Source organism: Intestinibacillus sp. Marseille-P6563 (assembly GCF_900604335.1).
Classification (GTDB): Bacteria; Bacillota; Clostridia; order Oscillospirales; family Butyricicoccaceae; genus Butyricicoccus_B.
The window spans coordinates 935,732-958,075 of record NZ_UWOD01000002.1; the positions used below are offsets into that span (position 1 = coordinate 935,732).

The following is a 22,344-nucleotide window of genomic DNA, read 5'->3' on the forward strand; positions in this document are numbered from 1 at the left end:
CTTATGCCAAGGGTGCCGTCGAATCGCGCGTCACCAATTCCGTGCATAGCCGCGCTTTGATGACCGTACCGTCCGGTTCTTCCAGCATCTCCTGGATTCGCTTGACTGCCATGCGGCCCATTGCATTTTTGGGAGAGCGCATGGTGGTCAAAAACGGATTGGCTACCGTACAGATATACGAATCGTCAAAGCCTACAATGGAAACATCTTCCGGGATTCTATATCCGTGGTCTTGCAGCGCACGCATTGCACCCACCGCCAGCACATCGTTATCCGCCACAAAAGCTGTGGGCAATGCCGGATGATCGTCCAAAATCCGCCCCATCTGGTCATAGGTCCGGTCGATAAACAGATACAGCTTATAAACCGATTCGGGTTTCACTTCCAGCCCCAGATCCTGCATGGCGGCATAGTATCCCTGCTCTCGCTCTGGAATCGCACCGGTCTGCTCAATGCTGTGCAGATAGCCGATATTCCGATGCCCTAAATCATACAGATAAGCGACCGCATGATACATGGCATCCATGTTTTCAACCGACACGGTATTGATCTGTGTATGAGGAAAGGTCGCATCGATGGCCACCAGCGGCACCGGACATTTTTCGAGTAATGGCGCATGCTGCAATTCCAATTCGGTAGCAAACAAAACCACGCCTTCGGCATGTTCGGCCGCGCCCATCAGTTCTTCCTTGAGGTTGGAATGGTCGGCGTTTGCAATCCGCAGGCTAAACCCCGACCGGCGCGCTTGATACTCTACACCGTCCAGGATCTGGATGAAAAAATCATCTTTGCTCTCCATCAAACACCCTGAGCCTCGATAGCGCAAGAACAACAGACTGCGCGCATTTTGAGAAGGCGCAGCTTGACCTGTCCGAATGGTATAGCCCTGCTCCTCCAGCATCCGCGTGACTCGTTCCCGCGTTTCCGGTTTTACGCCAGGTTTCCCATTCAGGACCAATGATACGGTCGATAAGGACAGATTGGCGGCTTGGGCGATCTGTTTCAGATTCATAAACACCTGCTCCGTTTCACAATTTCATGCAGTCATTCAAGGATACTGTATAATTGTTTTCATTATAGCATATTCTTTTATATCCTGCAAAATTCTATTCGATTGTTCATACGAAATTTCATATATCTTAATTTTATCCTGCATCTACAATGAATTTTAAATTAAAATTTTATTAAATTATTTCAAATTTATTTTGTTCTTACAATATTTTTATATTAATTTAGATATTTTGTACAAATATACTTTTAAATATCCTTTATTCCGAATTGAATATTGACATTTTACACAGCCCGTGCTTAAATATCCATAGAGATTTCATTTCAATTTTTATTAGAATTTGAAATCCGCCCCACTCATTCTGGTAAAATTTGAATGGGAATCCAATTTACTTTGAGAGGCAGGAGAATACAGATGAAAAACAAAAGAAGATTGGCCGCACTTTTGGCAGGATTCATGTTTGCCGGCGCACTTCCCGGTTGTGGTAGCGGAACTGGTGATGCATCTTCTCCAGACGCAGCTGCTTCCAGTTCAGCAGGTAATGACGACATTTCGATTGGGTTTGTCGTAAAATCTCTTTCGGATTCCTTCTATGTACTGATGAAGGCTGGCGCAGAAGAAAAAGCCAAGGAAATGGGGGTTACCTTGAACTTTATTGCGCCAAACTCAGAGTCAGATGTACAAGCCCAGGTGGATATGATCCAAAATCTGATTGGGCAGGATATCGATGCACTATGCGTATCCCCTTCTTCTCCAGAAGCCGTTTTGCCTGTATTTGAGCAGGCTTACAGTGCGGATATTCCCGTGCTTGCAGTAGACAATGACACTACATTTGAGCATAAGGTTACCTTCATCGGTACCGGCAGTGAAGCTGCGGGTGAAATTGGTGGTCAATATGCTGCCGAACAAATCGGTGAAGGCGGTAAGGCTATTATCCTGCGTGGTCGTTTGGGTGATAGCAACCACGACGAACGGGAATCCGGTTTCCGCAAGGGCCTGGAAGCTGGAGGTGTAGAAATCCTTGAAGTTCGCGCTTGTGACTCTGAATCTGAAAAAGCAATGAATGCGATGCAGGATTTGATGAACCGCTATTCCGACATTGATGTTGTCTGCACAACCGCAGATTCTATGGCTCAAGGTGCGCAGCGTGCGATTGAACAAGCCGGAGTTGATATTCCTGTTCTTGGATTTGATGGAACAATTCCAGTAGCAGAAATGACAGCCGAAGGTAAGTTCATGGGCACCGTTGCACAAGATCCCTATAACATGGGTGTTGTAGGTGTTGAAGAAGCGGTAAAGGCTGCTAAGGGTGAAGCAGTAGAACCGCGCATCGATACAGGTGCCAAGATGGTAACTCCTGAAAATGCAGCTGATTTTGTAGCAGATCTAAAGAAAAAAATGGGTGAATAAACCTAAAAAACGGTTGCAGAACCCTGCAGCCGCTTTTCAAAGAATTCTTTTTTCTTCTCTCTCCTTCTTAACCAGACAAGCCGCCTTCCTTATCGGAAAGGCGGCTTGTTCGTATCCGTATGTATCCTAAGGGGTCGCCCTCTCGAATACGCATGGTGCGCCGGATCTCCTTCGGGATCACCACGCGCCCGAGGTCGTCGATTCTGCGGACAATTCCTGTTGCTTTCATATCTCAATCTCCTCCTGTACTTCCAAGTGGCAACATCCCTAGTATCCGCAGGATTTTCCCGAGTATGCAGTCCATAGGTTTGGATTTAACTGGAAGATTGTCCGCATTTTTCTGTAAAAAAACGGCTGTCTTTGACAGACAGCCGTTTTCTTAATTGTATAAATTTATGCCTGGCCCAGTTCCTTTACGCGCGCTTGCGCCGCTGCAAGACGGGCAATCGGCACACGGAACGGCGAGCAGGAAACATAGTTCAATCCAACATTGTGGCAGAACTCAACCGACGAGAGGTCGCCGCCATGTTCGCCGCAGATACCCAGCTTGATGTCCGGGCGGGTCGCGCGGCCATTTTCAACCGCATACTTAACCAGCTTGCCGACACCATTCTGGTCCAGACGAGCAAACGGGTCGGATTCCAGAATCTTCTTTTCAAAATAGGTATCCAGGATACGGCCCACGTCATCACGCGAGAAGCCGTACGTCATCTGCGTCAGGTCGTTGGTACCGAAGGAGAAGAACTCGGCTTCCTGTGCGATCTCGTCCGCGGTCACTGCGGCACGCGGGGTCTCGATCATGGTACCGATCATGTACTTCATCTTCAGGCCCGATGCTTCGATCAGTTCGTCTGCCTTGGCCTTGATGACCTTCTTCACAAAACGCAGTTCGTTGATCTCGGATACCAGCGGAACCATGATTTCCGGCACGATGTGCAGGCCATCTTCCTTGGTGACATTGATTGCAGCCGAAATGATGGCTTCGGTCTGCATCTCGGCAATCTCCGGATAGAGAACGTCCAGACGGCAGCCACGGGTGCCGAGCATGGGGTTGAACTCATGCAGGCCGTCAACAACGCTCTTGAGCTTCTCATAAGTCAGACCCATTTCATCGGCCAACTCATGGATATCGGCATCGTCCTGCGGCAGGAACTCATGGAGCGGCGGGTCCAGCAGACGGATGGTTACCGGCAGGCCGCCCATGGCACGATAGATGGCTTCGAAGTCGCCGCGCTGCATGGGCAGGATCTTAGCGAGCGCCGCACGACGCTGTGCAACCGTTTCGGAAACGATCATTTCGCGTACTGCCTTGATACGAGCCGGCTCAAAGAACATATGCTCGGTACGGCACAGACCAATACCTTCGGCGCCGAACTTGCGAGCCTGGGTCGCGTCACGCGGAGTATCGCCGTTGGTGCGTACCTTGAGGGTACGGATCTCATCGGCCCAGCCCATGAAACGGCCAAAGTCGCCGGTCAGTTCAGCTTCCTGGGTATCGATCTTGCCAAGATATACATTGCCGGTCGAGCCGTCGAGCGAAATGAAGTCGCCTTCCTTCACAACAGTGCCGTCGGCAAAGGTGATGGTCTTATTTTCTTCCGAAACCTTGATTTCATTGACACCAGCAACACAGCAGGTACCCATACCACGTGCTACAACCGCAGCATGCGAGGTCATACCGCCGCGGGCGGTCATGATGCCTTCGGAAACAGCCATGCCGTCGATGTCTTCCGGCGAGGTCTCCTGACGAACCAGAACAACCTTTTCGCCCGTCTTATGTGCCTTGGCAGCTTCTTCTGCGGTGAAGTAAACCGCGCCGCAAGCTGCACCAGGCGATGCCGGCAGGCCGGTGGTGATCGGAGTGGCTGCCTTGAGGGCTGCCGGAACAAAAGTCGGGTGCAGGAGTGCGTCGAGCTGCTTGGGCTCTACCTTCATAATGGCCTGCTCCTTGGTACAAACGCCTTCGTCGACCAGATCAACCGCAACCTTGAGCGCTGCCTGTGCGGTGCGCTTGCCGTTACGGGTCTGGAGCATGTACAGCTTGCCGTTTTCGATGGTGAATTCCATATCCTGCATGTCGCCGTAATGTGCTTCCAGCTTGCTGGAGATGTCGACGAACTGCTGGTATACTTCCGGCATGGTGTCTGCCAGTGCGGTGATCGGCTGCGGGGTACGGATACCAGCAACCACGTCTTCGCCCTGTGCATTCATCAGGAATTCGCCATACAGCTTCTTTTCGCCGGTCGCCGGGTTGCGGGTAAAGGCAACGCCGGTGCCCGAAGTATCGCCCATGTTGCCGAATACCATCGACTGAACGTTGACGGCGGTGCCCCACGAATGCGGAATATCATTCATACGGCGGTAGGTGTTTGCGCGCGGGTTATCCCACGAGCGGAAGACGGCACGAACAGCTTCCATCAGCTGTGCCTTGGGGTCCTGCGGGAAATCGTGGCTCAGGGACTTCTTGTAGTGTTCCTTGAACAGCACGATCAGTTCGCTCATATCGTCGGCATCCAGCTCGTTGTCCTGCTTGACGCCCTTCTTTTCCTTGACCTGATCGATAAAGGTTTCAAAGGTGGACTTGGGCAGTTCCATTACAACATCCGAGAACATCTGGATGAAGCGGCGATAAGAGTCGCGCGCAAAGCGCGGGTTATTGGTCAGCTTGGCAACAGCTTCGCAGATCTCATCGTTCATACCCAGGTTCAGGATGGTGTCCATCATGCCGGGCATGGAAGCACGTGCGCCCGAGCGCACGGAAACGAGCAGCGGACGCTCCGGATCGCCCAGAGTCTTGCCGGTCATTTTTTCGAGTTTATCAAGATATTCCATAATCTGTTCCTGGATATCCGGATAGATGGTCTTGCCATCCTGGTAATACCGGGTGCAGGCTTCTGTGGTGATAGTGAAGCCCTGCGGCACCGGCATGCCGAGATTGGTCATTTCGGCCAAATTTGCGCCCTTGCCGCCGAGCAGCTCACGCATCGAGCCGTTTCCTTCCGAGAACAGATAAACAAACTTCTTCATTGCTGGGGTTCCTCCGTTTCGTTCTTTTTCGCGTTTCGTCTAAATCTACAATTCTCTCACTCCAGTTTATTATAACATATACACAAATAAATTGCTACTATGGCAATTTCACTTATTTTCCATTTGTATTTTGTGCAAAACGCTGAACGTCTTTTCCATTTTCGCCTTTTTTCCTCTGTTTTGCGCTACTTCTTCCAATGAAATCCGCTGTGAATTGCCGTTTTGGGCCTTTCCTGAAAGGTACTGCATCCGGTCAAAATATGAAATCGGCCGCTTGTTCTAGCTTGAAATTGCTGCTATACTATACAAAAACAGGGGTTTGAAAAGAGGATGCTGTATGAACGCTTCACTGTTTTGGACAGCCGCTGAAATCGTGGTCGCTCTTGTGCTGATTTTCTACTTTGCTGGCCGAAAAAAAGTTCCGCTGCCCTTGCCGGTGCAGTTTCGCATTCTGGTATGGTGCTTTGCCCTCCTGTCGGCAAGTATGGCGCTTGGCCATTCTTCCTTTTCGCTGCTCGCCTGGTGCCTGTGCGCCGGATGCGCGGTTTTCTGGTGTATTTGGACCGTGCAAAACAAAGCGTCACGGTGGGAACCCTTTTTGTCGCTTTTGGTGCCTCTTGGACTGCTCGCCGGACTGATCTGGTATCACTTTCTGCGATAGCAAAAGGGTCCGCTTTCCCAAGTGGAAAGCGGACCCTTTTTTCAATTATTCCCCTTGTTCGGTTGTAGGTGCAGCGGGTTCTGCGTCCGCCGGGTGCAGGGTGAGTTTATCGTCCTGCACATCCAGCACAACGCTCTGGCCGCGGGCAATGGTGCCCTTCAGGAATTCCTCCGCAACGAGGTCTTCCACCTGGGACTGGATGGCCCGGCGCAGCGGACGCGCGCCATAAATCGGGTCAAACCCAGCCCCCGCCAGATGCTTCTTCGCCGCATCGGTCCAGGTCATGGTGATTTCCATATCGGTCATACGAGCCGCAACTGCTCGCAGCATACCGTCTGCGATCTGAGCGATTTCGTCCTCGGTCAGGCGGTTAAAGACGATGATGTCATCGATACGGTTGAGTAGTTCGGGACGGAAGGCCTGCTTGAGGTCCGCGAGTACTTCTTCCTTAATCTTCTCAAAGGTCTGCTCTTCTTCGTCCGAGCCTTCCGAGAAACCGAGCGACTTGCGTGCTTTGCCGGTGATCTTATGCGCGCCGATGTTGGAGGTCATGATGACAACCGTGTTCTTGAAGTCGACCTTGCGGCCCTGGCCATCGGTCAGGATGCCGTCCTCCAGGATTTGCAGCAGGATGTTAAAGACATCCGGATGGGCTTTTTCGATCTCATCGAACAGGATGACCGAATAGGGTTTGCGGCGGACCTTTTCGGTCAGCTGGCCACCCTCATCGTAGCCGACATAGCCCGGAGGCGAGCCGATCATACGAGACACGCTGTGTTTCTCCATGTATTCGGACATATCGATGCGCACCATGGCGTTCTCATCGCCGAACAACGCTTCGGCCAGCGCCTTGCACAGTTCGGTCTTGCCGACGCCCGTGGGGCCAAGGAAGACAAACGAACCAATCGGACGCTTGGGGTCGCGCAGACCGACACGGCCGCGGCGGATAGCCTTGGAAACCGCCGTAACGGCTTCGTCCTGGCCGATGACGCGGGCATGCAGGGTGTCTTCCAGATGCAGCAGGCGCTCTCCCTCGTCTTCGGTGATGCGGGCTGCCGGGATACCGGTCCAGCCGGCGATGACTTCGGCAATATCCTCTTCGGTGACTTCGCCATGGGTCTTGGTCTGTTCTGCTTCCCAAGCCTTGCGCTTGTCATCGATCTCGGTTTTCTTGGCGTTTTCTTCATCGCGCAGTTTGGCGGCCTGTTCGTAGTCCTGTGCCTTGACAGCCTCCTCCTTGTGCGCCTGGATGGCCTTGAGTTCATCCTCCAGGCTCTGCAGGTCGGGCGGCGGGGTCATGCTCTTCATGCGAACACGCGAGCAGGCTTCATCGATCAGGTCAATGGCCTTATCGGGCAGCTGACGGCCGGATACATACCGCACGCTCAGCTTCACGGCAGCCTTGATGGCTTCATCCGAAATCTTGATGCGGTGATGGGCTTCATAACGGTCACGCAGGCCGCGCAGAATCTCTTCGGCATCCTCGGGCGAGGGTTCGCCAATCTGTACCGGCTGGAAGCGACGTTCGAGCGCCGAATCCTTTTCGATGTTCTTGCGGTATTCGTCCAGGGTCGTCGCGCCGATGACCTGAATGTCACCACGCGCCAGGGCGGGCTTTAAGATGTTGGCTGCATCGACTGCGCCTTCGGCAGCGCCGGCGCCAACGATCATGTGCAGCTCATCGATGAACAGGATGACATCCTTGGAGTTTTGCAGTTCATCCAGCACGCTCTTGATGCGTTCCTCGAACTCGCCGCGATACTTGGTGCCTGCGATCATGCCGGTCAAATCGAGCGCAATCAGACGCTTATTCTTGAGGTTTTCCGGTACGTCGCCGGAGACGATCTTCTGTGCCAGGCCTTCGGCAACCGCCGTCTTGCCGACGCCAGGGTCACCGACCAGAGCCGGATTGTTCTTGGTGCGGCGGGACAGAATCTGGATGACGCGATCGATCTCGTCCTTACGGCCGATGACCGGGTCCAGCTTACCTTCGCGAGCGGCCTTGGTCAGGTCCTTGCCGTACTTTTCAATGGTCTTAGCTGCATTGCCGTTCGAGCCGCGTGCCGGACCCTGCTGTGCCATGGTGACATCTTCTTCGGCGCCGCCGACCGCTTGCAGCAAGGTGGTGTACAGCTTCTGCACGTCGACACCCAGCGCGTTCAGTACGCTCAGCGCGACGTTTTGACCTTCGCGGATAAGGCCGAGCAGCAGGTGCTCGGTGCCCACATAGCTGACACCCAGCTGGCTGGCCGTCATGACGGCCAGTTCTACGATCTTCTTGGTGCGCGGGGTCAGGCCCTGCGGGGCGTTCTGGTCGGGTGCGCCCTTGCCGGTCATTTTTTCGATCTCGGCTTCGATCTTTTCGGGGGTCACGCCAAATTCAGCCAGCGTTTTCCCGGCGATGCCGCCGTTTTCCTTGGCAAGGCCGGCCAGCAGATGCTCGGAACCAACATAGCTGTGGCCCATCTGGCCTGCGGTTTCCTGGGCCAGACGCAGGGCGTCGGCCGCACGTTCGGTGAATCTATTTTGATTGAACATAAAGTCAGCACTTCCTTTCTAAAAGAAGAAATCTTTATTCGTGGATGACCAGCTTGGCTGCCATTTGACGCAGCAGGCTGGCGCGTTTTTGGTCGCGTTCCTGAGGCTGGCCGCCCAGCACCGCCGGACGGATCGCCTGTTCGATGTCGCATACCTCGGTCGGCGATACGCCGGACAGGTAGCCCATCGACAGACCAACCAGCACATTGGACAGGCAATCGACCGCTTCGTTGGTTTCGATCAGACGGGCGGTCTTCAGAACACCGGCTGCCCGGCAGATGCGGTCGGCAAACGCGGTTTCGTTCTGGCTGCGGGCCTGTTCGCGCAGCTTCTTTTCGGCTTCGATGACCTCGGTGGTCAGTTCGATCAGCTTATCGACAATGGTATCCTCGGATACGCCCAAGGTGACCTGGTTGGAAATCTGATAGAATCCGCCGACCGCCTGCGAGCCTTCGCCGTACGCACCGCGCACGGTAAAGCCCTGCCGTCCAGCCGCCGAAATGACGCCCTGGATGCGCCCTGCCGCGCTGAGCAGCGGCAGATGGAGCATCACCGAAGCCCGCAGGCCGGTGCCCAGATTGCTCGGGCATGCGGTCAGGTAGCCAAGGTTCTCGTCAAAGTCCATCGGCACCTGGCTTTCGATCAGCGCGGTCAAGCGGCGAGCTTCCTCCATGCACTCCTTCGGGCACAGGCCGGAGCCGATGACCTGCAAGCGCATGTGGTCTTCTTCGCCGACCATGATGGCTACGCCGCCGTCGCGGGAAGCGATCAGCCAGCCGCCCGCCTGCGCCAGTTCGGGCGAAATGCGGTGGGTTTCGACCAGCGATGCGCCTTCGGCCGAATTGGGCCGGATCTCGGTCATGGTAAAATCGGAAGCAATGGCCGGTGCGGTCTGCAAAGCGTTCCAGATCTTATCGGCGATCTCTTTATATTGTTCTGCGGTCAAACCGCGGTAAGGGTATCCTTTGACATTGCGCGCCAGACGCACACGGGTGCTGGCTGCCAGGCCGGTAAAGCCGCCTTGAATTTTAAATGTACTCATTTATTTTCACCCTCCAATCGACGGATCTCATCGCGCAGCCGCGCAGCTTCTTCATAATTCTCTGCCTGCACAGCGTCGGACAACTTGGCTTTCAGGCCTGCGACCGGATCGGCCGGTGCCTGGTTCTCGGCTGCCTTGGGTGCTGTGCCCACATGCGCAGCCGCACCATGCAGCTTTTTGATGTACGGCAGCAGGATGTCGCTGAAGTTCTTATAGCAGTCGCCACAGCCGGCCCGGCCGCTGCGCCGCAGTTCGCTTTCGGTCATGCCGCAGGTCGGGCAGCGGCGTCCGCCGCCGATGGCTTGGGTCGTAGAAGCAAACGGGCTGGACAACATGGAGCCAAACGGCTGGCTGAAGAACGGGTCATTCAGGAACGAATGCCCGAAAAACGGTTCGCTGAAGAAGGAGCCGAAATCGGGTGCGCCGCCGGTCAGCTTGGCTGCGCATTCGGGACACAGATGCAGTTCCCGGGTCTGACCGTTGATGTTTTCTTTATAATAGGTAGTCGCTTCGTTTTTCTTGCAGTTCTGGCACAACATAAGACATCTTCCTTTCACAGCTTATATTATACATAAGGTTATTTGATTACGATTTGTTATTGTTCTAGGTCGCCATGCCCAGAATGCCGCATCGGAACACGCTGGCCCGGATCTGATCCCGGTATTCGGTTGGGACCTCCGCGAGCGCGCCGTCCGAACAAGCGGATAAGAGCAGGTTGCCTTCCCGGGCGGAAAGCAGCTCGGCGGAAACCAGAGCGCGTGTGAGTTTGGCGGCATTGTTTTGGGTCAGTCGCCCGCCGACGCCGCGCGCCGCTTCGACCAGCGTGCGCTGCTTATCGTCCATCATGCGGATGATGCGGATATAGCCGCCGCCGCCCCGCCGGCTTTCTACCAGATAACCGTTTTCCGGGGTAAAACGGGTTTCGATCACATAATTGACCTGACTGGGCACGCAGGAGAACCGGTCGGCCACCTGCCGCCGCTGCAGTTCGGCGACGCCGCCGCCGTCGGTGAGCATCTCGGCGATAAAATCGGCGATCATATCGCTCATTTTCATGGATCTCATCTCCTTCGTTCCATTTCTCTGACTTTGACTTTCTTTGACTTTCTATGCTTCTATTATACACCCCCGTCCCCAAATTGCAAGCATTATTTTTGACCTTTCCTGACTTTTGTTTTTTCATCCAGGCGGATTATTCTTGATTTTCTCCCAAATACTCTTATATACTCTTTTTTTCTCTGTTTTTTAAATTTTCTGTTCTTCTCTTTTATTCTATCCATTTAAAATGGGGAAAAAACGTCAGTTTTCCAGTTACCTATTGCTAACATGAGGTTATAGACGGCTAACATGTTCAAAATCCCTTGTATTTTCGAAAACATGTGTTACAATGAAAATGTAATTTCTATAGGAGGTGCTGTTCCAATGGCATATGTTATTTCTGGTGCATGCATTAGCTGCGGCGCTTGCGCTGGCGAGTGCCCGGTAGGTGCGATTTCGGAAGGCGACGGCAAGTACGAGATCAATCCGGATACTTGTGTAGATTGTGGCTCCTGCGCTGGCGGTTGCCCGGTAGGCGCAATCTCTCAGGGCTAATTGCCTTGCAAACCAAAGATTTGAGATAAAAGCCCGGCTTCTCGTTGGAAGCCGGCTTTTTCTTTCTTTTTTGCAAGATTTCCCGAACTTTTTAGCCGGTTCCAAAAAGTCCAAAAAAGTTTTATTTTTTTGTTGACAAGTGCTGTACCTTCTGTTAAAATATTTAAGTGTCAGAAAACCCGCGGGTGTAGTTCAATGGTAGAATGTCAGCCTTCCAAGCTGAACACGTGGGTTCGATTCCCATCACCCGCTCCACTTACTTTTCTTTTCCAGAAAAGCTAAGCAAAAGAAAAGCGGTATGTATCTGCTTTTGCAGTTTTGGGAATCCGCTGGAGGACCGACCATGCGCCAGTAGCTCAGCTGGATAGAGCAACTGCCTTCTAAGCAGTAGGCCGGGGGTTCGAGTCCCTCCTGGCGCGCCACATACATAGCGCGATTTTTTCTGATCTTTATATGGTGGGTATAGCTCAGTTGGTTAGAGCGTCAGATTGTGGCTCTGAAGGCCGTGGGTTCGAATCCCATTACTCACCCCATTAACATAACGCGCTGCTCAAAGCAGCGCGTTATGTCTAACTTCCCTATATTGGGGCGTAGCCAAGTGGTAAGGCAGAGGACTTTGACTCCTCCATCCGCTGGTTCGAGTCCAGCCGTCCCAGCCATTTCCCCTATTTTTTTCGTTTTTTTCAAAAAAAGACGTGACAAACCTGTTTTAGTGTGATATACTATTCAAGGTTCGGTGCTTTAGGGGTTACCGTTCGGTCCATTAGCTCAGCTGGCAGAGCATCTGCCTTTTAAGCAGAGGGTCCGGGGTTCGAGCCCCCGATGGGCCACCATCTGGAAGTTTAGCTCAGCTGGGAGAGCATCTGCCTTACAAGCAGAGGGTCACAGGTTCGAGCCCTGTAACTTCCACCAAAAAGACCGTGAAATCAATGATTTCACGGTCTTTTTTTCTTTTCTGGAAATTGTATATCACGGCTTTTGAAATGCAAAAAAATTTTGCATTTATCTGGATAAGGTAGAATAAGTTTCGCAAATTGAAAAGTAGATAAAAAGAGACATGGTTTGCAGATGTCTGGTAGAATGAAGTTGCGACACACCATTCTGAAAGGAGACAGCAAACCATGTCCGAGAAAATTGTACAGCTAAACGAGGAAATTATCAAGGGGCAGCTTAAGGAGCTTGTGCGCGGCAGCGTAGAGGAAACCCTCAACGAACTACTGGAGGCCGAGGTGGAGAAGCTGACCCAGGCAGCCCGGTATGAGCGCAATGAGCAGCGCCAGGGCTACCGCAGCGGCCACTACCACCGCAGCCTCACTACCACTTCCGGAGATGTCACGCTCAAGGTACCCAAGCTCAAGGGAATTTCCTTTGAAACTGCCATCATTGAGCGGTACCGCCGCCGTGAGAGCAGCGTGGAAGAGGCGCTCATTGAGATGTACCTGGCCGGCGTATCCGTTCGGCGTGTGGAGGATATTACCGAGGCCCTCTGGGGCAGCAAAGTCTCTCCCTCCACTATAAGTGAGTTAAACAAGAAAGCGTATGTCCACATCGAGGATTGGCGGAACCGTCCTCTGCAAGGCGGACGATATCCGTATGTCTATGTGGATGGGATCTATCTGCGCCGTAACTGGGGCGGCGAATTTGAAAACGTAGCCATTCTTGTGGCAATTGCGGTCAATGAGGACGGATACCGTGAGGTTCTGGGTGCCGCTGAGAGCATGAAAGAGGACAAGGCCAGCTGGGTCAGCTTCTTCCAGTGGCTCCGCGGGCGTGGCCTGGACGGAGTGAAACTCATTGTTGGCGACAAGTGCCTTGGTATGCTGGAGGCTGTAGAAGAAGTATTCCCTGAAGCCAAGTACCAGCGGTGTACTGTCCATTTCTACCGCAATGTGTTCTCAGTCACTCCTCGTTCCAAGGTAAAACTGGTAGCCAAAATGCTCAAGGCGATCCACGCCCAGGAAAGTAAGAAAGCTGCCCGGGAGAAAGCCAAAGCCGTAGTGGAGCAACTGCGCTCTATGAAGTTGAAGGAGGCCGCCAAAAAGGTGGAGGATGGCATAGAGGAAACGCTGACTTACTGCGATTTTCCCAGCGAGCACTGGACTCGTATCCGCACCAACAATGTCATTGAACGGCTGAACCGGGAGATCCGTCGCCGCACTCCTGTGGTGGGCAGTTTTCCGGATGGCAACTCTGCTCTGATGCTGGTCTGTGCCCGGCTGCGCCATGTGGCCGGTACCCAGTGGGGCAGCAAGAAGTACATGAACATGAAGCACCTGGAGGCAGTCCTTGAAGATGCCTCCATTGCTGGCTGACTTCACACTCATGCCAGGATCTGCAAACCAATTTGCGAAAAACTATTGACACTACCTTTATCTGACACACTTTCTTTAATAGGGCCGCTAAAAGCTTGTATATGGATAGAAAATGTAATCCAGCGTTATAAAATAAAAACTAAAATTTCAGAAAATACGATAAGGGCAAAATACTTTTGCGTCTATTTTTTTAATACGCAAAACTATTTTGCCCTTTTTTGTTCTCATTCTCCTTTTCGATTGCGGGCACAGATGTTTACCTTAAAATGAAGGCCCTCTTTTTCTGCGGTGTACATCTCTTTCCACCAAGAATCCTTGCGTGATTTGCATAAAATCTCAAATCAAAGTTTGACAATTATCACAAAAATATCGTTTTATATCACGAAAAAGCAGACAAGATGCAGAGTTGGCACGCATTTTGCTACAAAAATGGTACAAGGCAATTCTATGGCAATGGATTGCACTTGACAAAATGGTGTGTAATTGGGCTCACGGCTCGGTTATGCAACGCTGAGAGAAAAGGAGGAAATATGCAGTCCAGAGAACAAATAATCCATCATGCTGCGATGGAAATCTTACGAGATGTCGGCGTTCAGTTCCATAACGAAGAAGCATGCCGCATTTTGAAAGAAAACGGAATTCGTGTTGAAAATGCCGTCGCCTACTTCACCGAAGAGCAGGTGATGCATTGGGTGGGTATGGCTCCAGAGCAATTTACGCTGTATGGCCGCAATGAAACGTACAAAATGACATTGGGAGACGGTTCCACGCATCCTTCTCCGACGTACGGATGCGCCTTTATCGCCGAACGGGACGGAACACAGCGCCCCGGCACCATGGAGGACTACGTCAAAGCGGTCAAACTCGTTCATGCCAGTGATGTTTATACTATTGACGGCGGCATTCTGATTCAGCCAAGCGATATGGAAGATACGCTTGCACCTCTGGCAATGTTCTACGCAACCATCACGCATTCTGACAAAATCATCATGCTTCCTACGTCCGATCGGTGCATTATGGAATCCATGGTACAAGCCGCTTGTGCCATATTCGGAGGCCAAAAGGAGCTGATCAAAAAGCCTCGCATGATTGCGCTGATCAACACGAATTCTCCCCTATCACTGGATGGCAAGATGTTGGATAACCTGATGGTTCTGGCGCGTTACGGTCAGCCGGTCATTCTTTGCCCCGCGGCCATGCTGGGAGCGACCGGGCCTATATTTATGGCCGGAACGGTTGCCATGGGAACCGCAGAATCCCTTGCTGGGATTGCGCTTGCGCAGATGATCCGGCCGGGTACGCCCTGTGTCTTTGGGATTCAGTCCACTGCCGTCGACATGCATGGCCTGACGTTTGCCTGTGCTGCGCCGGAAGGTACCTTGATGCAGGGATTTAGCGCAAATATGGCCCGGTTCTATCATCTGCCTTCGCGCGGCGGCGGCAGTCAGTGTGATGCTCCGGTCGTGAATGCACAGGCAGGGTATGAGTCCATGCTGACTTTTTCTTCTGCAATGCAGCACGGCATCAACCTGGTTATGGAGGCCGGCGGCGTGCTGGCCAGTGTGAATGCGACTTCGTTTGATAAGATGATTGTGGATTTTGAAATCATCCGACAGGTGCAATTCGCATCCACGCCATTTGAAGTAAGCGAGGAGACCTTGTGTCTGGATGATATTAAGGCCATCGGGCACAATGGCAGTTATGTGACCGCGGACAGCACGTTGGATAACTTCCGGGAGCTCTATATGCCGCGCATTGGTTCCCGTGATGCCAAATCTGCCACTTATTTTGAAGACAGCATCGACAAAGAATATGCACGGCTTATGGAAGAATACGAAAGCCATCGCCCGCATCTGGACAGCCAAACACTGGACAAGGTGAAAGCCATTTTCGTGGAAAACGGGGTTTCTCCGCAGCAGCTTGACGCAATTGAAATGCTTTAAATCTGGGGGTACATAATACTAGAAAAGCACGTTAAGTTTCCTTTTTTCACAGCGATACACCGTGATATGTCAAAGAGAAAGGGGTATATTCATGGAAAAGAATCAAAAAGAGAGTATCTGGAATCAGATCGACATGAAAGTCTTTGTTCCGGGTATGGCGGTTATCCTTTTGGTGATTGCCGTCGGTATTTTCTTCCCAAATCAGTTCTATAATGCACTGCACACCGGTGTGCTTTGGATCATGGATCATTTTAAATGGTTCTATATTCTGCTTGTCATCTTGATTTGTGGCTTGTTCGCAGCCATCTGCTTTACCAAGCTGGGCGATATTCGTCTGGGCGGCAAAAAAGCAAAGCCCAGTCTGAAAACCAGCACCTGGTTTACTCTGTCCATGACTGGTACCATCGCAGTTGGTATCTGCTTCTACGGCGTATCTGGCCCTGTCAATATGCTGATGAACCCGCCTTCTTTTATGGGCGTGGAAGCCGGTACCAAAGAAGCGATCATTCCAGTTTTGAAATACTGCTATTTGCATTATGCCTTCCCGGTATTCTTTATCATCGTTGCGTTTGCGATGATGATTGCTCTGATCTACTACAACGGCAAACGGACCCTGCGCGCCAACGATACCCTGTATCCGTTGCTGGGCGAACGTTCGCAGGGGGTTCTCGGTTCTGTCATCAATACCTTTAGCGTGGTTGCCCTGTTGGTAACTGGTACAGACATGGGCCTTGCCGTCCTTCAGCTCAATGCTGGCATCGGTACGGTCGCAGGCATGTCGGAGACTCCTTCGTTTGAACCGTATATCATTCTGTTCTACACCGTCATCACCATTCTTTTTGCGACCTCCGGCGTGCACAAACTGATGGGTAAGCTAAGTGATATCAATGCGATTGCCTATTTTGTAATCCTGGGCGTGATCCTGGTCTTCGGCGCAGTCGGCGCAAACCGTCTGCTTTGCACCTTCTTTACCTCGATGGGCGAATTTGTCCGCGATTTCATCCCCATGATCTCCTTCGGCGACCCGATCGATCAGACCGGTTGGCAGACCACCGCAACCATGTACTATTACTCCTGGAACATTGTTCCGGCCTTCCTGCACGCACTGTTCTATGTTTCGATTGCTTACGGCCGTACCCTGCGTCAGTTCATTTTGGTCAACTGTGTGGCTCCTGGCCTGGTAACCTGCTTGTGGTATGTTCTGTTCGGCGGTTCGGCCATGTTTGGCGTCGTAGAAGGCAAGCGGCCTGTATGAGAAAATGCAGCAGTTCGGCGACGGCATTGCCACCTTTGCATTCCTCGAAACCCTGCCGGGCGGCGATATCCTCAAGTGGCTGTTTATCCTGCTCGCGATGATGACCTTCATCACCTATTCCGACTCCAAGGCCTTCTCCTTCCCCATGCTGTTTATGAAAAAGACCGAAGTGGACGCCTCGCAAACCAAGGTTCCGAAGCTGATGAATGCAGCCATCGCCATCTTCATGGGCGCTCTGTCCTTCGTTCTGCTGTATGTTGGCGGTTATGATGCGCTGAGCGAAATGATGGTATTCCTTGCATTCCCCTTTGGCATTTTGATGTTCCTGATTGTTCTTTCGACGATTAAAATGCTGATGCCTCGCGAAAAATACGATATGACTTACATCGAAGAGCTGGAAGAGGAACAAAAACTGACCGTGCAAAATGAAGTTTCCGAAAAAAATCCTTAAAATTATCACGCAGACAAGCCAAATACCCATTTGAAAACAGACCGTGAAATCGACGATTTCACGGTCTGTTTTTGTTTCCGCATGACATGCGTTGGATATATTTGGAGTCTTTAGGCTGGCTTTAGTGCTCTGTGGTAATATCTCCATACTGAATCATGTTCGCAATAAGGAGATTGATGCGCTATGGGTTATTCATCACATTTCAAATGCCTGGCTGCCGGTACGGCGCTACTGGTCCTGCTAACCGGCTGCGGCGCCTCGCCCCAACAGGCAGCCACCTCAACCGGCACCCCAGTCGAAACGCAGACGGTCACACGATCGAATATCGCTACACACAACCAGCTTTCCGGCAAAGTCGTTCCGCGCAATGCGGTTTCGATCTTTGCGCCGCAGGAAAGCGATGTGCTGACCGTACACGTGGAGGTCGGCGACCAGGTCACAACCGGGCAAACGCTCGTCACGCTGGATTCGTCCTCCATCCAACGCGAGATCGAACAAGTACAGGGCGAACGCAGCCGTACGGCTGCGCTTTACGATGAGCAGATCTCCCTGGCGCAGCAACAGTTAGAAAATACCCAAACGCTCATGGAAGAGAAGGTGCGGCAGGCCAAGCAGGATTGGGACAATACCCAAAAACTGCATGAGCAAGGCGCCGCTTCTGACCTGGAACTTGACCAGGCCGAATCCACCTATTCCGAAGCCCAATTAAACGCGGACGAGTCGATCAATTCGGCCCGCGTTTCGGTCAGCCAGTTGTAGACCGAAAAAACCAACCAACTATCTACCTACGACAAAACGCTGGCCGATCTGGCCGATAACCAGGCGGATCAGTCCATCAAAGCTACGGTTTCCGGAACCGTGACCGAAGTCAATGTGGTCAAGGGCGGCAAGGCCTCGGTGCAGACAGCTGCTGTTGTCATCGCAACCGATGAAGCACCGCAAATTTCCATGTCGGTTTCGGAAACCATTCAGCCCTGGCTGACCGTTGGCGATACGGTCGATGTGCAGATCTCTGCCCTTGGCAATGACACCTTCCAGGCAACTATCGCTTCGGTTGCATCGGCGGTCAACGAGCAGACCCAGTTATACGATGTACGGCTCGATCTGCCCCAAAACATTGACGCCGCTTATGGCATGTTTGCCACCGTCACCGTGGATACCGACCCGCGCGAAAACGCCATTGTCATCCCGACTGATGCTATCCTCACCGACAACGAATCGCAGTATGTATTCATTGTGCAGGACGGCACCACCGCTGTGCGGGTGGACATTGAGAGCGGCCTGGTGGGCGACGGTGTGACCCAGGTAGAAGCTGGTCTGGAAGAAGGCAATGAACTGGTCATCGTCGGCCAAAGCTACTTAGCCGACGGCGCTGAAGTCCGCGTTGTCACCCGGGACGGCGAAGATGTCACCCAAACGGCCGACGAGGAAACTCCAACCGATGTGGCGCAGCCGGATGAAGCCGCCGGAGAGGAGGGCGCTCCGGCATGAAGTTCGCAGCATTCAGTATCAAACACAAGGTCGCAACGACCCTAGCGGCGATTCTGGTCGTGATTTTCGGCTATCTGTGCTATGCCCAGCTCCCGCTCGCCCTCATGCCCAGCATGGAAGTCAAAATGGCCGTGGTCGTGACCACCTATTCGGGCGCAGGTCCGGAAGAAGTCGAAAATCTGGTCACGCGCATTATCGAATCGGCATGTTCGAGTGTATCCGGTCTGGATGAACTGACCAGTACTTCGTCCGAAGGACAATCGATGGTATCGGTCCAGTTCACCGACGAAACCGACCTGGATGAGGCGGTTACCGACCTGCGCGATAAGGTATCGCGCGTCGAAGGCCGTCTGCCCGACGGTGCGGACAGTCCCTCCATTATGAAGATGGACCCGGACGCCATGCCGGTGGTCACCATCGGTTTGCAGGGCCAGGACCTTGCCGAAATGCAGTCGATCGCCGAAGATGAAATCGGCCCGTATCTCGAGCGCCTGTCCGGCGTCGCATCGGTCGATATTTCGGGCGGTTATGAAAACGAGGTCGAAATCAATTGGATGCCATCGATTATGCCGCCGATCTGGAACAGGCCCTTGCAAACAGCTATTCCATTTGGGCCAAGGAGGATGCGGTACGCGAAGCCTCGAACGATTATGAAGACGGTATCACGAACAATCTCTATGCCTACGAAGCTGCCCAGATCGAACTGAAAGCCGAAAAAGAAAGCGTAACCGCTTCTTTCCGTTCGCTGTACAAGACCTTGCAGGAGCAGCAGTCCACCTTGACCGCCGCCGAGTCCGATTTGGCCATGGCACAAAAGACCTTCTCCATCCAGCAGACCAAATATGAAAGCGGCATGATTTCTGAACTGGATTATATCGAAGCTCAGGAAACCCTGGCTGCCGCAGAAGAAGCCGCCATCACAGCCCGGACCGATCTGCTCACCGCATACAACGATTATCAGTGGGCCATCCGCGGCGTCATGACGCAGGACTGAAAAGGTGTATATTCAGGTAATCCGGCGCAATGATTCGCTTGGAGGGCAGGCTGCACAGGCAGAAGATCCGGCAGAGCAATGGACAGAAGAGCAGCTTCTGGCATCGGATACGATCCGAAAACAGGATTTTGTGGTCGTGCATACCCGCCGCAAAGAGCAAGCGCCCCACCGGTATATGGAGTGCTGCCGGTATCATTGCCCGGTGATATGGATTGTGGGCGAAAAATCGTCCGCCCGGCGAAAATCCGGCAGCCCCCCAGCACAAAAGGATATGCCCTGCGTCAAACTTTTCTGCCGCTCTACGATGCAGGAAACCCCGCGGCGTGACCCTCCGTTTCAGTATATTGTTTTAGACTGCGGCAAACGAACCGTTTGCCGCGGCACCGAACAGATTTCTTTATCCCATTGCAGCTTTACGGTACTGCTGTATTTGCTGCGGGAACCCAATACGGTACACACTCGCAAACAGATGCTGCTGGATATTTGGGGCGAGGACGTTGTCAAAAACGAACGGGTGGGCACCTATATCAGCAAACTGCGGCGTACCTTTCAGCGATGGGAAGAATTTTATATTGCGACCATATGTGGGGTGGGATATGCCGCAATCTCCCCTTTCCTGTACCCGCCCAACAACTGAAAATCCCCTGTATCGGGAAAACCGATACAGGGGATTCCTTTTATTTCAGGTCGGTACGGAAACCAATGCGTCCCGCCTTTCGATAGGCGTTGATGGTTCCATGATGTGTTTTGACAATCGACCGGGCAATTGATAGCCCGACCCCAAAACTGCCGGAAAAGGTCCTTGCTTTATCCGCCCGGTAAAATCGGTCAAACAGACGGTCCAGTTCCAGCGTGTCCACTTCGGCATAGGTGTTCTCCACAATCAGAATCGGATGCCGCCGCGCATACAGCCGCACCTGAATGGAACCGTTCGGGTCGCAATATTTGACCGCGTTGTCCAGCAAAATCGCAATCAGCTGCCGAATCAGCCCTTCGTCGCCATGGCAGCGAAGGGACGGCGCAATGTCAGCCGACAGGGTCTTGTCCCGCTCGGCGGCCAGCATTTCAAATTCAGAAACCACATCTGCCACCGCATCGCTGAGTGAAAAGGTGGTATAGGTCAACCGGGCATCGCTCTCATCCATCCGGGACAGCGTGACCAGCCGATTGATGAGCAGTCCCATCCGTTCCCCTTCGCTGCGGATATCGTCCAGCCATTCACTCTTGCCAAATTCCGATTCCACGATATCCAGATTGGAAAGAATCAGCGTCAAGGGGGTCTTGAGTTCATGGTTGGCATCGGTAATGAACTGTTTCTGCTTCTCAAAACTTTCCGCCACCGGCTGTACGGCCCGCTTGGAAAAGATGATCGTCAACGCCAAAATCAGAAATGCGCTGCCCAGCAAAACGAAAAATGCTGTAAACAGCACGCGATTGGTCGTCATCTGGGTCATCGCCCCATTGACAAAAACCACGCTTGTACCGTCTTCGGTTTCGGCGATTTTATAGCGGTACTCGGCAATCCAGCCGCGCTCCCTGCCTTTGTCCAGCGCGCGCTGAGTGTATTCCTCCACTTCGCTTTCCGAAATGGCGGAAACCGAATCCATGTTGATGCGGGTAATTTGTTGCGCATCATCCAGCCATACGGTAAAAAAGTGGGTGCTATACTGGGTTTCTGCGTTGATAAATTCGGGCAAATGCTGCTCGGAAGGGTCAAATTCCGGAAAACTGCCGCCGTTGGCGACAATCGTATCGGTCAGTTCATCCATCAGGCGATTCATGGGCACCTTTGCGGATATGAATAGCAGCAAAAAGATGCCTGCAAACACTAGAAAAATTGAGATGGCGCTGATTCGGATGAATTTTCTGCGCAGGCTGCCGATCATGGCTTAACCTCCAGAATATATCCCGCATTGCGCATAAAACGAATTTCAACCGGTGCACCCAGTGCACTGATTTTCTTGCGCAGATTGGAAATATGGACCCAGACCACACTGGTATCCACGGTCGCATCCCACCCCCACATATGGGTCATAAATCGCTCGGTGGGAATGATGGTCGCTGGTGTCTGCATGAGCATCTCTAAAATCTGAAATTCTTTGCCGCTCAAGGTCTGCAAGCGGTCTTGAAAGCCCAGTTGATAGGTGGACCGGTTCAAGGTCACGGGTCCGAACACCAGCAAATCGGGCAAATAGGTTTCTTTTCTGCGCAGCATCGCCCGGACCCGCGCCAACAATTCAATCGTGGAAAACGGCTTGGGCAGGTAATCGTCCGCGCCGGCATCCAAACCTTCCACCCGCTGGGAAACCTCGGTGCGCGCGGTCAGAAATAACGCCGGTGTCGTAATGCCTTGCTTTCGCAAACGCTTTAAAACCTGAATGCCGTCCAGGCCCGGCATCATAATATCCATCACCAATCCATCGTATTCTTCCGACTGGCCATGGGCCAGTGCATCTTCTCCTGTCGATACGCCGTCGACACTGAATTTGTTACTTTCAAAAATGTGAAGCAGTGATTTGAGCAGTTTGGGATCATCCTCTGCAACCAACAATCGCATGCTCTCACCTCCTCTATGGATAAGTATACCATAGCATAATCTCCTAAAGGTAGGCTAAAGA

General features: G+C 52.5%; 20 protein-coding genes, 6 tRNA genes and 1 pseudogene. 18 read left to right on the top strand and 9 right to left on the bottom strand.

The window, feature by feature from the left end; genetic code table 11:
• Position 1: 1 nt before the first annotated feature.
• Positions 2–1,012 carry a LacI family DNA-binding transcriptional regulator gene (locus EFB11_RS12695; protein WP_122790562.1) on the bottom strand — a complete coding sequence of 337 codons (1,011 nt, stop codon included), beginning with the start codon at positions 1,010–1,012 and terminating at the stop codon, positions 2–4.
• 411 nt (positions 1,013–1,423) lie between these two features.
• Between EFB11_RS12695 and EFB11_RS12700 the strand changes: the two genes are divergently transcribed.
• On the top strand, positions 1,424–2,419 hold the full coding sequence (locus EFB11_RS12700) for a sugar ABC transporter substrate-binding protein (RefSeq protein ID WP_164706768.1): 996 nt from the start codon (positions 1,424–1,426) through the stop codon (positions 2,417–2,419).
• Positions 2,420–2,495: 76 nt separating this feature from the next.
• Here the strand turns inward: EFB11_RS12700 and EFB11_RS12705 are convergent.
• Together EFB11_RS12705 and ppdK are read right to left on the bottom strand one after the other, a co-directional pair.
• A pseudogene (locus EFB11_RS12705) lies at positions 2,496–2,648 on the bottom strand (AbrB/MazE/SpoVT family DNA-binding domain-containing protein); the annotation flags it as partial.
• A 164-nt stretch (positions 2,649–2,812) separates the two neighbouring features.
• The gene (gene ppdK, locus EFB11_RS12710) at positions 2,813–5,446 is read right to left on the bottom strand and encodes a pyruvate, phosphate dikinase (RefSeq protein ID WP_122790564.1); all 2,634 of its coding nucleotides are present in this window, start codon (positions 5,444–5,446) and stop codon (positions 2,813–2,815) included.
• A gap of 337 nt (positions 5,447–5,783) precedes the next feature.
• Here ppdK and EFB11_RS12715 point away from each other — a divergent pair, with 337 nt between their 5' ends.
• Positions 5,784–6,107: a hypothetical protein gene (locus EFB11_RS12715; RefSeq protein WP_122790565.1), complete on the top strand. Its 324-nt coding sequence runs from the start codon at positions 5,784–5,786 to the stop codon at positions 6,105–6,107.
• Positions 6,108–6,152: 45 nt separating this feature from the next.
• Here the strand turns inward: EFB11_RS12715 and EFB11_RS12720 are convergent, their stop codons facing one another.
• From EFB11_RS12720 to EFB11_RS12735, 4 genes are all read right to left on the bottom strand, one after another.
• Positions 6,153–8,645 (bottom strand): ATP-dependent Clp protease ATP-binding subunit, encoded by a 2,493-nt coding sequence (locus EFB11_RS12720; RefSeq protein ID WP_122790566.1) that lies wholly within the window; start codon positions 8,643–8,645, stop codon positions 6,153–6,155.
• Between the two features lie 34 nt (positions 8,646–8,679).
• Positions 8,680–9,687: an ATP--guanido phosphotransferase gene (locus EFB11_RS12725; protein ID WP_122790567.1), complete on the bottom strand. Its 1,008-nt coding sequence runs from the start codon at positions 9,685–9,687 to the stop codon at positions 8,680–8,682.
• Entirely contained in the window at positions 9,684–10,226 is a 543-nt protein-coding gene (locus EFB11_RS12730) for a UvrB/UvrC motif-containing protein (protein ID WP_122790568.1), read from the bottom strand. Before EFB11_RS12730 ends, EFB11_RS12725 begins: the two co-directional genes overlap by 4 nt.
• Positions 10,227–10,290: 64 nt before the next feature.
• On the bottom strand, positions 10,291–10,743 hold the full coding sequence (locus EFB11_RS12735; protein WP_122790569.1) for a CtsR family transcriptional regulator: 453 nt from the start codon (positions 10,741–10,743) through the stop codon (positions 10,291–10,293).
• Between the two features lie 366 nt (positions 10,744–11,109).
• On the opposite strand from EFB11_RS12735, the gene EFB11_RS12740 reads away from it, so the two are divergent.
• The 16 genes from EFB11_RS12740 (at position 11,110) to EFB11_RS12815 (ending at position 20,363) form a co-directional block, all read left to right on the top strand.
• Complete coding sequence (locus tag EFB11_RS12740; protein WP_122790570.1) at positions 11,110–11,280, top strand: DUF362 domain-containing protein; 171 nt, start codon at positions 11,110–11,112, stop codon at positions 11,278–11,280.
• 181 nt (positions 11,281–11,461) lie between these two features.
• A tRNA-Gly gene (locus EFB11_RS12745) sits at positions 11,462–11,535 on the top strand.
• A 90-nt stretch (positions 11,536–11,625) separates the two neighbouring features.
• A tRNA-Arg gene (locus tag EFB11_RS12750) sits at positions 11,626–11,702 on the top strand.
• A gap of 34 nt (positions 11,703–11,736) precedes the next feature.
• Positions 11,737–11,813 (top strand) — tRNA-His (locus EFB11_RS12755).
• A 51-nt stretch (positions 11,814–11,864) separates the two neighbouring features.
• Positions 11,865–11,939: transfer RNA gene (locus EFB11_RS12760), tRNA-Gln, on the top strand.
• 98 nt (positions 11,940–12,037) lie between these two features.
• Positions 12,038–12,113: transfer RNA gene (locus EFB11_RS12765), tRNA-Lys, on the top strand.
• Between the two features lie 3 nt (positions 12,114–12,116).
• Positions 12,117–12,192, top strand: a tRNA-Val gene (locus tag EFB11_RS12770).
• Positions 12,193–12,401: 209 nt separating this feature from the next.
• On the top strand, positions 12,402–13,592 hold the full coding sequence (locus EFB11_RS12775) for an IS256 family transposase (protein ID WP_122790571.1): 1,191 nt from the start codon (positions 12,402–12,404) through the stop codon (positions 13,590–13,592).
• A gap of 530 nt (positions 13,593–14,122) precedes the next feature.
• Positions 14,123–15,535 carry a trimethylamine methyltransferase family protein gene (locus EFB11_RS12780; RefSeq protein ID WP_164706769.1) on the top strand — a complete coding sequence of 471 codons (1,413 nt, stop codon included), beginning with the start codon at positions 14,123–14,125 and terminating at the stop codon, positions 15,533–15,535.
• A gap of 91 nt (positions 15,536–15,626) precedes the next feature.
• Positions 15,627–16,790, top strand: a complete 1,164-nt coding sequence (locus EFB11_RS12785; protein WP_122790573.1) for a BCCT family transporter — start codon at positions 15,627–15,629, stop codon at positions 16,788–16,790.
• Positions 16,791–16,794: 4 nt separating this feature from the next.
• The gene (locus EFB11_RS17400; protein WP_122790574.1) at positions 16,795–17,241 is read left to right on the top strand and encodes a BCCT family transporter; all 447 of its coding nucleotides are present in this window, start codon (positions 16,795–16,797) and stop codon (positions 17,239–17,241) included.
• A 183-nt stretch (positions 17,242–17,424) separates the two neighbouring features.
• Entirely contained in the window at positions 17,425–18,000 is a 576-nt protein-coding gene (locus EFB11_RS12795; RefSeq protein ID WP_122790575.1) for an efflux RND transporter periplasmic adaptor subunit, read from the top strand.
• 39 nt (positions 18,001–18,039) lie between these two features.
• Positions 18,040–18,732: an efflux RND transporter periplasmic adaptor subunit gene (locus EFB11_RS12800; protein WP_122790576.1), complete on the top strand. Its 693-nt coding sequence runs from the start codon at positions 18,040–18,042 to the stop codon at positions 18,730–18,732.
• Entirely contained in the window at positions 18,729–19,439 is a 711-nt protein-coding gene (locus tag EFB11_RS12805; RefSeq protein ID WP_122791316.1) for an efflux RND transporter permease subunit, read from the top strand. Before EFB11_RS12800 ends, EFB11_RS12805 begins: the two co-directional genes overlap by 4 nt.
• A complete protein-coding gene (locus EFB11_RS17230; protein WP_243115252.1) occupies positions 19,436–19,726 on the top strand; it encodes a TolC family protein in 291 nt (96 codons plus the stop codon). The genes EFB11_RS12805 and EFB11_RS17230 overlap by 4 nt, the downstream gene beginning before the upstream one ends.
• A gap of 4 nt (positions 19,727–19,730) precedes the next feature.
• Complete coding sequence (locus EFB11_RS12815; protein WP_122790578.1) at positions 19,731–20,363, top strand: winged helix-turn-helix domain-containing protein; 633 nt, start codon at positions 19,731–19,733, stop codon at positions 20,361–20,363.
• Positions 20,364–20,403: 40 nt separating this feature from the next.
• On the opposite strand, the gene EFB11_RS12820 is transcribed toward EFB11_RS12815, so the two are convergent.
• Together EFB11_RS12820 and EFB11_RS12825 are read right to left on the bottom strand one after the other, a co-directional pair.
• The gene (locus tag EFB11_RS12820; RefSeq protein ID WP_122790579.1) at positions 20,404–21,612 is read right to left on the bottom strand and encodes a sensor histidine kinase; all 1,209 of its coding nucleotides are present in this window, start codon (positions 21,610–21,612) and stop codon (positions 20,404–20,406) included.
• Entirely contained in the window at positions 21,609–22,283 is a 675-nt protein-coding gene (locus tag EFB11_RS12825) for a response regulator transcription factor (RefSeq protein WP_122790580.1), read from the bottom strand. Before EFB11_RS12825 ends, EFB11_RS12820 begins: the two co-directional genes overlap by 4 nt.
• Positions 22,284–22,344 lie beyond the last annotated feature (61 nt).